The 11709-nt window shown below is 70.4% G+C and carries 11 protein-coding genes and 1 pseudogene; all 12 read left to right on the top strand.

What is annotated here, in order from left to right:
- The 12 genes and pseudogenes from fliN to AC0NZQ_RS01575 all read left to right on the top strand — a co-directional run bounded on the left by fliN (position 1) and on the right by AC0NZQ_RS01575 (position 11658).
- Positions 1-726 (top strand): flagellar motor switch protein FliN, encoded by a 726-nt coding sequence (fliN, locus tag AC0NZQ_RS01630; RefSeq protein ID WP_474527886.1) that lies wholly within the window; start codon positions 1-3, stop codon positions 724-726.
- A gap of 1 nt (position 727) precedes the next feature.
- Complete coding sequence (gene fliO, locus AC0NZQ_RS01625) at positions 728-1282, top strand: flagellar biosynthetic protein FliO (protein ID WP_474527885.1); 555 nt, start codon at positions 728-730, stop codon at positions 1280-1282.
- 8 nt (positions 1283-1290) lie between these two features.
- Complete coding sequence (gene fliP / locus AC0NZQ_RS01620) at positions 1291-2178, top strand: flagellar type III secretion system pore protein FliP (protein WP_474527884.1); 888 nt, start codon at positions 1291-1293, stop codon at positions 2176-2178.
- Positions 2179-2192: 14 nt separating this feature from the next.
- Entirely contained in the window at positions 2193-2468 is a 276-nt protein-coding gene (locus AC0NZQ_RS01615; RefSeq protein WP_474527882.1) for a flagellar biosynthetic protein FliQ, read from the top strand.
- A 7-nt stretch (positions 2469-2475) separates the two neighbouring features.
- A complete protein-coding gene (locus AC0NZQ_RS01610; protein WP_474527881.1) occupies positions 2476-3237 on the top strand; it encodes a flagellar biosynthetic protein FliR in 762 nt (253 codons plus the stop codon).
- Positions 3238-3418: 181 nt separating this feature from the next.
- The gene (locus AC0NZQ_RS01605) at positions 3419-4522 is read left to right on the top strand and encodes an EscU/YscU/HrcU family type III secretion system export apparatus switch protein (protein WP_474527879.1); all 1104 of its coding nucleotides are present in this window, start codon (positions 3419-3421) and stop codon (positions 4520-4522) included.
- A gap of 117 nt (positions 4523-4639) precedes the next feature.
- A complete protein-coding gene (locus AC0NZQ_RS01600; RefSeq protein ID WP_474527877.1) occupies positions 4640-6994 on the top strand; it encodes a chemotaxis protein CheA in 2355 nt (784 codons plus the stop codon).
- Complete coding sequence (locus tag AC0NZQ_RS01595) at positions 6991-7416, top strand: chemotaxis protein CheW (RefSeq protein ID WP_474527876.1); 426 nt, start codon at positions 6991-6993, stop codon at positions 7414-7416. Before AC0NZQ_RS01600 ends, AC0NZQ_RS01595 begins: the two co-directional genes overlap by 4 nt.
- Positions 7417-7430: 14 nt before the next feature.
- A pseudogene (locus AC0NZQ_RS01590) lies at positions 7431-8249 on the top strand (HAMP domain-containing protein); the annotation flags it as partial.
- 12 nt (positions 8250-8261) lie between these two features.
- Complete coding sequence (locus tag AC0NZQ_RS01585; RefSeq protein WP_474529390.1) at positions 8262-9062, top strand: methyl-accepting chemotaxis protein; 801 nt, start codon at positions 8262-8264, stop codon at positions 9060-9062.
- A 32-nt stretch (positions 9063-9094) separates the two neighbouring features.
- A complete protein-coding gene (locus AC0NZQ_RS01580) occupies positions 9095-10633 on the top strand; it encodes a GAF domain-containing protein (RefSeq protein ID WP_474527875.1) in 1539 nt (512 codons plus the stop codon).
- A gap of 194 nt (positions 10634-10827) precedes the next feature.
- Complete coding sequence (locus tag AC0NZQ_RS01575) at positions 10828-11658, top strand: hypothetical protein (protein ID WP_474527874.1); 831 nt, start codon at positions 10828-10830, stop codon at positions 11656-11658.
- Positions 11659-11709: the final 51 nt, after the last annotated feature.

Below are 11709 nucleotides of genomic sequence, written 5' to 3'. Positions count from 1 at the left end.
TTGCTCACCCAGACCATCGGAGCCGTGCAGCTGGCCGGCGCTGCCGCCGCCGTCACGGTTGCCGAACTCGCACCCGACGCCGGCCTCGCCGCCGGCGAGCCGCAGTCCGTGCCGGTGGAGATCGCGCTCGACTTCGCGGTGCTCTGCTCGCTCGGCGGCGAGACCAGCGGCGAGCTCGCGCTCTTCGTCGACGACGCGATCGGGCGCTCGCTGACCGCGGCGGACGGTGCCGAGGTCGACCTCGCCACCGCCCTCACCCCGCTGCTGCAGCAGATCGCCGGCGCCCTGGGCGAGGTCACGCTCGGCACCCCCGCCACCGTGGACGCCCGCATCGCCCAGCAGCGCATCAACGGCCGTCAGGAGATGGCGATCGTCGGCCTGGACGACGGTGCCGCGGTCCGCGCCGCCGTCGCCGTCGGCCTGGACGGCGCCCCGCCGGTCGCCGCCACCGCGGCACCGGCAGCACCCGCTGTCCGCAACGAGCGGCTGGACCTGCTGCGCCACGTCGAGATGGCCGCCACGGTCGAGCTGGGACGGGCGCGGATGACGATCAACGACCTGCTCGGCCTGCGCGAAGGCGCCATCATCGAGCTCGACCGCGCCGCCGGCGAGGCCGCGGACCTCTTCGTCAACGGCCGGCTCATCGCCCGCGGCGAGATCGTGGTCGTCGACGAGAACTACGCGCTGCGCGTGACGCAGATCGTCGCCGACGAGCAGGGGCGCTGACGTGGACACCGTCGCGATGGTCGGCCGTCTGCTCGTCTCGCTCGCCGCCGTCCTCGGCGTCATGTGGCTGCTGGCCCGCCGGGCCCGCAAGGGGATGAAGGGCAAGGGTGACCGGGTCATCGAGGTGCTGGAGCGCACCAACCTCAGCCGCTCGTCGTCGGTCGCGGTGATCCGGGTGAACGACCAAGCCTTCGTCCTGGGCGTCGCCGAGAACCAGGTCTCCATCCTGGGCGAGACCGACCTGGAGGCCGCGCTCGCCACGAAGGACGCCACCCCCGCTCGCGGCCGCCGCGCCGCCTCGCACCGCAGCGCCGCGGCCGCCCCGCGTGACCCGTCCCCGCGCGTCCCCACCCGTCGAGTGGTCGTGGACGCGCCGAGTGGTCGCGAAGACGACGACCACTCGACCTCCTCGCGACCACTCGCGGTCGGGGGACGGCCCACGGTCAACCGGACGACGCAGCCCGCGCCGACGGGGGCGCTGGCCGGCTCCGCGCTCTCACCCCAGACGTGGAAGCAGACCATCGAGTCGCTGCGTGACCTGACCACGCGGACCTGACCAGACCGATGACCCTCCTCCGACGCGTCGCCCTCACCGTGGCGATGCTGCTGGCCCTTGCCTTCGGGCTGGCGGTCACAGCGTCCTTCACGGCGAGCGCGGCGGCCGCAGCACCGGTAGCAGCGGCGCCGGCCGCAGCACCGGCGGCAGCGGCGCCGGCGGGTCCGGCCGCGCCGGCGGCGCCGTCCGCGCCGAGCACTCCGCGCGGCGGTGACGGCAACAGCACCGGTGGCAGCACGGTCAGCGTGGACGTCGACGGCGGCAAGCCCAGCCAGTCGGTCTCCATCCTGCTGCTGGTCACGGTCCTCGGCGTGGCGCCGTCGCTGCTGCTGCTCTGCACCAGCTTCACCAAGATCTTCGTGGTGCTCTCGCTGACGCGGAACGCGCTGGGACTGCAGTCGGTGCCGCCGAACCAGGTGCTCGCCGGGCTGTCGCTGTTCCTCTCCGTCTTCGTCATGGGACCGGTGCTCTCGAAGGTCAACGACCTCGGCATCCAGCCCTACATCAACGGCACCAAGACCCGGAGCGTCGCCTGGAGCGACGGGGTGAAGCCGCTGCGGGACTTCATGCTCGAGCACACCCGACCCCAGGAGATCGCCCTCATGCTGCGGGCGGGCAACCTGCCCAACCCGGCCAACAAGAGCGATCTGGAGCTGTCGACGATCATCCCGGCGTTCGTGCTCTCCGAGCTCCGGTCGGCGATGATCATCGGCTTCATCGTCTTCATCCCCTTCGTGATCATCGACCTCGTCGTCTCGTCGTCGCTCATGTCGCTCGGCATGATGATGCTCCCGCCGGTGTCGGTCTCGCTGCCCTTCAAGCTCCTGCTCTTCGTCCTCGTCGACGGCTGGGGCCTCATCGTCACCTCGCTCGTGCAGAGCTATCGCGGCGGATAGGACGGAAAACCACCATGAACGAACAGGACATCGTCCACCTCGCTATGCAGGCGCTGCTGGTGGCCGGCAAGCTCTCGGCGCCGGTGCTGGTCACCTCGCTGGTCATCGGCTTCACCGTCTCGCTGTTCCAGTCGGCGACCCAGATCCAGGAGTTCACCCTCGCCTTCGTCCCCAAGGCCGTCGGCTGCGGGGTGGCGCTGCTGATCTGCGGGCACTGGATGCTCACCACGATGGTCAGCTTCACCACCGACCTCTTCCACGGCATCCCGTCGATGCTCTCCGGCGCCTGACGCTGTCATGACGGTCGCGGTTGACGGTTCGTGGTTGCTGGCCCTCGTGCTGGCCGCCACGCGCATCCTGGCGTGGGCGATGTTCGCCCCGCCGGTCGCGACCGCCGGCACGCCGAAGGTCGTCAAAGGCCTGCTCAGCGTCGCCCTCGCCCTGGCCGTCCTGCCTGTCGTGCGCGGTCACCTGCCGGCCCAGGAGGTCGCGCCCATCGCCTCGGCGCTGGTGATCCAGGTCGTGCTCGGCGCCGCCCTGGGCTTCCTCACCCGGCTGGTCTTCGCCGCGGTCGAGGCCGCGGGCAGCCTGCTCGACCTCTTCGGCGGCTTCTCGCTCGCCAGCGCCTACGACCCGTTCAGCCAGTCCACCAACGCCGTCTTCGGACGGTTCTACGCCATGATGTGCACGGCGTTGATCTTCGCCACCGACCTGCACATCGTGATCATCCGCGGCTTCCTGCGGACCTTCACCACCGTGCCGCTGGACGCCGGGTTCTCGCTGGACAAGCTGGCCAGCCACGTCACCGGCGGCGTCACCGATCTCTTCGTCGCGGCGCTGCAGATCGCCGGGCCGCTCATCGTCGTCCTCTTCATCGCCGACGTCGCGCTGGGTGTCCTGAACCGCATCGCCCCGCAGCTCAACGCCTTCTCGATGAGCTTCCCGATCAAGATCGGTCTGACGCTGGCGCTCACCGGTTTCGGCTTTATGCTGATGCCCGAGACGGTCGCCGAGCTCGCCCAGAAGTCCACGCGGCTGGTCGCGGCGGTGACGGGATGACCCCGCTTGCTGCTCTCCCTGCGAACCCCCCGACCCTCCACCCCCCGGTGAGTGGGCCGTTTTCGGGTGAGTGGGACGAGATTCCGGCCCACTCACCGGGTTATCGGCCCACTCAACAGACGGGACGGGCGTCGAGGGCGTCGAGGGCGTCGAGGACGGCGATGTCGAGGACGGCGCCGCGATGAGTGGGGGAGGGTCGGGCGAGGAGAGGACCGAGAAGGCCACACCGCAGAAGCGCAAGAAGGCGCGGCGGCAGGGGCAGGTCGGCAACACCCCGGAGATCGGGGCGTGGCTGACGATGCTGGCGGCCTCCTTCGTCATCCCGCACGTCGCCGAGTCGCTCATGACCACGGCGTCGCGCTGCATCATCATGCTCGGGACGGTGATCCGCGACCCCGACATCGGCCGCGCGATGGGCATCGCCGGCGACACCTTCCGCAGCGGATTCAGCGACGCGCTGCCGCTGGCCCTGCTCGCCGCCTGCATCGGTATCGCCGCGGTGGCCGGCCAGGGTTCACTCTGGTTCGCGGCGGGGGCGTTGAAGCCGAAGTTCAACCGGCTCAACCCGCTCAAGGGCATCACCCGGATGTTCGGCAAGCACGGCTGGTGGCAGCTGCTGAAGTCGCTGCTGAAGACGGCCGCGCTGGGCGCGGTGCTCTATGCCTCCATCCGCAACCTGATCCCGACCCTGATGGGGTCCGGATCGCTGCCGCTGGCCGAGCTCGTCGACATCTGCATCGACGGGGCGCTGACGCTGTTGCGATGGGCGGCCGTCGCCGGCCTCATCATGGCCTTCGCCGACTACGTGGTGGTCCGCAAGCGCAACGACAAACAGCTCAAGATGACCAAGCAGGAGGTCAAGGAGGAGCACAAGAGCAGCGAGGGCGACCCGCACGTCCGGGGTCAGCGCCGCGCGCTGCAGATGGCGATGCGCCGCAACCGCATGATGGCCGACGTCGCCACCGCCGATGTCGTCGTGGTGAACCCGACCCACGTCGCCGTCGCCCTCAAGTACGACCCCACCCGCGGCGCCCCACGGGTCGTGGCCAAGGGCGGTGACCACGTTGCTGCGCGAATCCGCGCAAAAGCCGAGGAACACCGCATACCCATGGTGGTCGACGTTCCGCTGGCGCGGACGCTGCACAAGGCCTGCAAGGTCGGCGACGAGATTCCCGTCGATCTCTACCGCGCTGTCGCGACCGTCCTCGCCTTCATCATGTCGCTCAAGCGCCGGGGTTCGGCCGCCGGCGTGCACACGGTCAGGCCGCTGACGCCGAGCCGTTGAGAGGCCGGGACCTTGGTCCCTGCAGGATGCGGATAGCTCAGGGATTTCTCGGCTGCGCCGATAGAGACCTCAGCGCGGAAATCGAACCCCGCGACTGGAAGACGGGGAGTACCCGCGTTGGACGGCATGGACGAGATCGTCGCCGAGTTTCTGGTGGAGAGCCACGAGAACCTCGACCAGCTGGACCGTGACCTTGTCGCGCTCGAGCAGGCCCCGGACTCCCGCGACCTGCTCGCGAGCATCTTCCGCACGATCCACACGCTGAAGGGCACGAGCGGCTTCCTGGCGTTCTCGCGACTGGAGGAGCTCACCCACGTCGGTGAGAACCTGCTCGCCAAACTGCGGGACGGCGTGATGCGGATGACGCCGCAGACCACCGACGCGCTGCTGGCCATGGTCGACTCGGTCCGCGAGCTGCTCGCCTCGATCGAGGCCACCGGCGGGGACGCCGATGTGGACGTCGCCGGCGCGGTCGCCGCCGTCCGTGCGGTGCTGGACGGCACCGCCGCCCCCGCTCCGGCCGACGCGGGCGAGCAGGCCCCGGAGGCAGCGGAGACCGCCGCCGTCGAGGCACCGAGCACCGCCGTCGAGACTGCGCCGAGCACTGCACCTGCGATCGCGGAGGTCCCGCCCGCTGCCGCCCCGCCCGCCCCCCACGTGACCCCGGCTGCGTCCCCCGCCGCAGCCACCCCGGCCCCCGCCCTTCCCGCCGCATCCCCCGCCGCCGGCGAGGAGGGCGGGGTACGCCGGGCCATCGCCGACTCCTCCATCCGCGTCGACGTCGACCTGCTCGACTCGCTGATGCGCCTCGTCGGCGAGCTGGTGCTGACCCGCAACCAGGTCATGCGGCGTGCCGCCTCCTCCGGTGACACCGACCTCGTCCGCGCGACCCAGCGGCTCAACATCATCGCCACCGAGCTGCAGGAGGAGGTCATGAAGACCCGCATGCAGCCGATGGAGCACCTCTGGTCCAAGCTGCCGCGCGTCGTCCGCGACCTCGGCACCCAGTGCGGCAAGAGCGTCGTGCTGGAGATGGTGGGCAAGGAGACCGAGCTCGACCGGACCCTGCTCGAGGCGGTCAAGGATCCGCTCACGCACCTCGTCCGCAACGCCGTGGACCACGGCATCGAGAAGCCCTCCGTCCGCCGCGCCGCCGGCAAGACCGAGCAGGGCACGCTCACCCTCCGTTCGTTCCACGAGGGCGGCCAGGTCGTCGTCGAGGTCTCCGACGACGGCGCCGGCATCGACTCGGTCAAGATCGGTGAGAGCGCGATCCGCAAGGGTCTGGTGACCACCGACCAGGTCGCGGCGATGTCCGCCACCGACCTGCTGCAGCTCATCTTCCGCCCCGGCTTCTCGACCGCCGCGGCCGTCACCAACGTCTCCGGCCGCGGCGTCGGCATGGACGTCGTGAAGACCAACATCGAGAACATCGGCGGCACCATCGAGGTCGAGTCCCAGCCCGGCCGCGGCACCACCTGCCGGCTGCGCATCCCGCTGACGCTCGCCATCGTCCCCGCCCTCACCGTCGACTGCGCCGGCGACACCTTCGCGGTGCCGCAGGTGAACCTGCTGGAGCTCGTCGCGCTGGATTCCACCGCCGCGAAGTCGCGTGACTCGATCGAGCACGTCGGCGGCGCCGAGGTCTACCGGCTGCGCGGTCAGTTGCTGCCGCTGGTGCGGCTGGATGCCCTGCTGCACAAGGAACGTGCCGCCGACGACGAGGCGCACTCCGGCGTCATCGCCGTGCTGCAGTCCGAGGGACGCCGCTTCGGCCTGGTCGTGGATCGGGTCGTCAACACCGAGGACATCGTCGTCAAGCCGCTGAGCCGGATGCTGAAGAGCATCGGCGTCTTCTCCGGCGCGACGATCCTGGGTGACGGCCGGGTCTCGCTCATCCTGGACATCCAGTGCATGGCCCGCACGGCGCTGCGCTCGGAGGTCGTCGAGCGGGTCGACCACGCCGGCAAGGGCGACGGCCTGGTCAGCACCGACCAGGAGCGGATGCTCGTCATCGGCCTCGGCGAGGACCGGCGGGTCGCCATCCCGCTGGCCAGCGTCACCCGCCTGGAAGAGGTGCGGACGGCCGAGATCGAGCACGTCGGCCACCGGGAGGTGATCCGTCGCAAGGACGGCATCCTGCCGCTGATCCGGCTGGGCCACCTGCTCGGCGGTTACGGCGATCCGGACCGCGAGACCCTGCCGATCGTCGTCTATGCCAGCGAAGGGCGCAGCGTGGCGATGGGCGTCGACAGCATCATCGACATCGTCGACGCCTCGACCGCCGCCCGCAGCGACATCGACGACAGCGGCCTGCTCGGCTCGCTCATCGTCAAGGAGCGGGTCACCGAACTGCTCGACGTCCGCTCGGCGATCCTCGCCGCGGACCCGCGCTTCTACCAGTCCTTCGACGCCGCCTCGTACGGCGACGAGGGCATCAGCCACGAGTACTCCGTCGAGGTCCCGGCATGAACCACCAGCTCGCCACCTTCACCCTCTGCGACAACCTCTACGGCGTCCCGGTCTCCCGGGTGCAGGAGGTGCTGCAGGACCAGCGCTGCACCAGCGTCCCACTCGCGCCCGGCGCCGTCTCGGGACTGATGAACCTGCGCGGCGAGGTCGTCCTCGTCCTCGATCTGCGCCGCCGCCTCGCGCTGGCCGACCGTGACTCGGACGCGATCCCGACCAGTGTCGTGGTCCGCATCGACGGCGAGGTCATCAGCCTGCTCGTGGACCGCATCGGCGACGTCGTCGATGTCGACTCGGCCATCTTCGAAGCACCCCCGGACACCCTCGACGGCGTCGCCCGCGAGCTCATCGAAGGTGCCTACAAGCTCAACGATCGCCTACTCCTGGCGCTCGACGTCGACCGAGCCGTGACCGTCGCGGCCTGACCGAGGAAACGCTCATGACAACGCCCCCCACGTCCCCGTCCCGCTCCCCGCTGTCGGTGATTCGCGATGCCGGCGTAGCGAAGAAGATCTACGGTCTCGCAGGCCTGCTCCTGGTCGGCATGATCGCCATCGTCACGGTCTCGTGGAAGAGCTTCGGAAACGTCGGTTCGACCTCGGATCACGTCCGCACGACGATCCAGGACGAAGTAGCCCCGCTCGCCAAGATCCATCAGGCCGAGATCAAGTCGCGGATGCTCGTCGCGCAGATGGGGTTGTCGGACACCTCGACGGCTGCAGGGCTGAAGAAGTTCACCGACAAGATCGCCGCGACCGACGAGGAACTCGACGCGGCGGTCAAGGAATACCTCGGAATAGGTGAGGTGCAGCCCGCCTTCGGTACCTTCCAACGGGCATGGGAGCAGTGGCGCACCCTGCGTGACGATCAGATGTTGCCGCTGGCGAAGCAAACGTCGGCTGCGGCCTCCGCCAAGCTCGCCGACGTCATCAACAATCGCGGCGAGGTGATCGCAGCTCGCGCCGCCGACGCGCTCGACAAGACCGAGGCCGGGGAGCAGGCTGGCCTGACCGGTGACCTCGAGTCAGTCGACGCGGCCGGTAGTGACGCGGTGATGCTGCTGGTCATCGTCGGGATCGCCGCGCTGCTGCTGGGAGTCGTCGTCGCCCGCTGGATCGCCAACCTGATCATCCGCCCCGTCCGCGAGGTCGAGGCCTCTCTCGGCGCGATGGCCAAGGGCGACCTGACCCGCGAGGCGAAGGTCACCAACGGCGACGAGATGGGTGCCATGGCCCGCTCGCTCTCCGCCGCCCAGGGCTCGCTGCGTGAGATGCTGCGCCACGTCTCGGACTCCACCACGACCCTCAGTTCCGCCGCCGACAAGCTCTCCGAGACCTCGGGCGTCATCAGCGCCTCGGCCGAGGAGACCTCGGCCCAGTCGCAGGTCGTCTCCGCCGCTGCCGAGCAGGTCTCCCGCAACGTGCAGACCGTCGCCGCCGGCTCCGAGGAGATGGGGGCCTCGATCCGCGAGATCGCCCAGAACGCCTCCGAGGCGGCCAGGGTCGCGGCCTCGGCGGTCGACGCCGCCGCCACCACCAACGCCACCGTGTCGCGGCTCGGCGAGTCGTCGGCCGAGATCGGCTCGGTCGTCAAGGTGATCACCTCCATCGCCGAGCAGACCAACCTGCTGGCCCTCAACGCGACCATCGAGGCCGCCCGCGCCGGCGAGGCCGGCAAGGGCTTCGCGGTGGTGGCCGGTGAGGTGAAGGAACTCGCGCAGGAGACGGCGCGCGCCACCGAGGACATCGCCCGCCGGGTCGAGACCATCCAGTCCGACACCGACGCGGCTGTCGCCGCCATCGGCGACATCTCGTCGATCATCGCCCAGATCAACGACTTCCAGGTCTCCATCGCCTCGGCCGTCGAGGAGCAGACCGCCACCACGAACGAGATGGCGCGCTCGGTCACCGAGGCCGCCGCCGGTTCCGGTGAGATCGCCGCCAACATCATCTCCGTCTCGCAGGCGGCCTCCGAGACCTCGGAGGGGCTGACCACCAGCCACGCCGCGGTCGAGTCGGTCCAGGCCACCTCTGCCCAGCTCCGCGCGCAGGTCGCGCAGTTCACCGTCTGATCGCGGCCGTCGCGCCGTCGAGGAGAAACTTCATGTTCAAGCACCGTGCTGCGGTCATCGACGACCAGCAGCTCCGCGAGGCGCGCGCCGACGTCGCCATCATGTCCGGGCTGGTCGTCGCGCTCGCCGCGACCGCCACCTCGGAGGAGGCCATCAGGGTCGCCCTGGAGACGGTCCGGTCCCGCTTCGGCTGGGCCTACGGCTCCTACTGGGTGGTCGAGGGCCACGAGCTCCGCTTCGGTGAGGAGTCCGGCAGCGTCGACCCGGAGTTCGCCCGGGTCACCGCGACGGCACGCTTCGCCGAGGGCGTCGGCCTCAACGGCCGTGCCTGGCAGCGCAAGGACCTCGTCTTCGTCTCCGACCTCGGCGACCTCACCGACTGCGTCCGCCGCCCTGCCGCCGTCCGGGCCGGGGTGCGGAGCGGGGTCTGCTTCCCGCTGCTGGCCGGGAACCGGGTGGTGGGGACGATGGACTTCTTCGCCACCGAGACGCTGACCCCGAGCCAGGACCGGCTGGACGTGCTCCGCAGCGTCGGCATCCTCGTCTCGCAGGCCATCGAGCGCATCGTGGACGCCGAGAAGCAGCGCAAGGCGGTGCAGGACACCGAGGCGGTGACCACGGTGCTTCGCAAGCTCACCAACGTCCGGGACAAGCAGACCGCCCTGCAGGTGGCCCTCGAGACCATCCGCAGCGAGTTCGACTGGCAGTACGGCTCGTACTGGCAGCTCGACGAGTCCGCCGGCGTGCTGCGCTTCGAGTACGAGTCCGGCGACGCCGGGCAGGAGTTCCGCAACGTGACGATGGCGGCCTCGTTCGCCCGCGGCGTCGGGCTCTCGGGCCGGACCTGGGAGCGGCGCGACCTCTACTTCGTCGAGGATCTCGCCGAGATGACCGACTGCGTCCGTGCCCCCGCGGCGCAGCGCGCTGGCGTCAAGTCCGGCGTCTGCATGCCGGTGATGGTGGACGGCGAGGTCGTCGGCACCATGGACTTCTTCGCCACCCGCACCTTGATCATCTCCGACAGTCGCGCCGCCGCCCTGCGCAACACCGCGTACCTGCTCGGCGACGCGCTGGAGCGGATGGCGTCGGCGGATCGGCTGCAGACGGCAGGCATCGAGCTCACCCAGTCGATCGAGGAGGTGGAGCGCAATGTCGTCTCCGCCACCACGGTCGCCGAGAACGGCCGTCGCCTCGCCGAAGAGGCCGACGAGCAGATGACGACCCTGGGCCACGCCAGCCAGGAGATCAGCAACGTCGTCCACGTCATCCAGGGCATCGCCGCGCAGACCAACCTGCTCGCCCTCAACGCCACCATCGAGGCCGCCCGCGCCGGCGAGGCGGGCAAGGGCTTCGCCGTCGTCGCCGGCGAGGTCAAGGAACTCGCCACCGAGACGGCCCGGGCCACCACCGACGTCGACGCCAAGGTGAACGCCATCCAGCGCCAGGTCGAGCTGGTGACGGCCTCGCTGCACGACATCAAGCAGGCGGTCGAGAAGATCAACGAGACGCAGGTGATGATCGGCGGCGTGCTCACCGAGCAGGCCGCCGTCACCCGCGCCATCCTCGACTGAGGCAGCAGGGGCAGCAGGGATCGTCAGGGACAGCAGGAACGGAAGGGAAGTCGCCGCCCGGCTCGACGTGTTCGTCGGGCCGGGCGGCGGCTTCTGCGCGCCCACTTCTCGCACGACATGTCACGAATCGCCGGTATCGCGCTACCGTCACCTCACGGTCGCCGCGATCGTTGAGAGCCTAGGGAAGGGGGGCCATGACCTACTCGCTGGTGAACATGCCGGTCCTGGGCTTCGATCTGTGCCGCCTCGCCGGTGGTCGCGCGATCGCGGAGATCCTGCTGCGGACGCTGCAGCTCGACCAGGCCCGGACAGCCGAGCTCGCCGCCCTGCCCCGGGACCACCGGCCGCGGTCCCGGCCCCGGCCCGTCCCCGCGCTCGCCGCCACCCTGCGCGAGCTGCGTGGTGACACGTCGGTGCCGGTGGCCTCGGTGCAGACCCTGCGGCTGCTGGAACGCAGCATGCTGGGCGACTTCGACGCCCTGGTCCGCCTCGTCCGTGACGACATCCTGGACTGGAGCTGGGACGAGAAGGGCTCGGTCCGGCTGCAGCACCCGGACGCCGTCGCCGCCGTCGAGGTGATCGTCGACCAGATGGCCTCGCTCTACGCCGACGAGAGCGCGCTGCCGTGGACGGACCCGCAGGGCCCGATCGCGGTCTCCGATGTCGAACTCGGGCCGCAGGCCCCCGCGGTACGAGACCTGCTCGACGGCGTCGCGGCGATGACGCCGTCGCAGGTGGCGACGCTGCGGTCGGTCGCCACCAGCGCGTCCCGTCCGGACTGGGCGACCGCCGTGCACGACGCGAGCTGGTCGGTCTATCTCACCGGCCGGCTCCGCCCCGCGGCGGCGGCCCAGCTGTTGGCCGTGCGTGCCTTCGGCGACGCCGGCTTCACTGCGCACGACGCCGCCTACGGTGTCTGGAACGCGCTCAGCGGTGCCGTCCAGGCCACCGTGGTGGCCGATCTCGTCGACGCCGAGCACGCCTCGTTGCTCTGCTCCCACGTCCACTGGGCCCTCGGCACCTGACCGTTCGGCAGATCGGCCGCGACCCGCACGGTCGATCCACTGCCCGGCTCA

The organism is Jatrophihabitans sp. sgz311053, assembly GCF_056135305.1.
Note: the sequence above shows the minus strand (reverse complement) of the source record. Positions and strands in the feature narration are given on the sequence as shown.

Bases quoted from the DNA above. Each gene is read 5' to 3' on its own strand.
- AC0NZQ_RS01605 (WP_474527879.1), top strand. From the start codon at position 3,419: ATGAGTGGGGGAGGGTCGGGCGAGGAGAGGACCGAGAAGGCCACACCG.
- AC0NZQ_RS01615 (WP_474527882.1), top strand. From the start codon at position 2,193: ATGAACGAACAGGACATCGTCCACCTCGCTATGCAGGCGCTGCTGGTG.
- fliP (WP_474527884.1), top strand. From the start codon at position 1,291: ATGACCCTCCTCCGACGCGTCGCCCTCACCGTGGCGATGCTGCTGGCC.
- AC0NZQ_RS01595 (WP_474527876.1), top strand. From the start codon at position 6,991: ATGAACCACCAGCTCGCCACCTTCACCCTCTGCGACAACCTCTACGGC.
- AC0NZQ_RS01575 (WP_474527874.1), top strand. From the start codon at position 10,828: ATGACCTACTCGCTGGTGAACATGCCGGTCCTGGGCTTCGATCTGTGC.
- AC0NZQ_RS01585 (WP_474529390.1), top strand. From the start codon at position 8,262: ATGCTGCGCCACGTCTCGGACTCCACCACGACCCTCAGTTCCGCCGCC.
- AC0NZQ_RS01610 (WP_474527881.1), top strand. From the start codon at position 2,476: ATGACGGTCGCGGTTGACGGTTCGTGGTTGCTGGCCCTCGTGCTGGCC.
- AC0NZQ_RS01580 (WP_474527875.1), top strand. From the start codon at position 9,095: ATGTTCAAGCACCGTGCTGCGGTCATCGACGACCAGCAGCTCCGCGAG.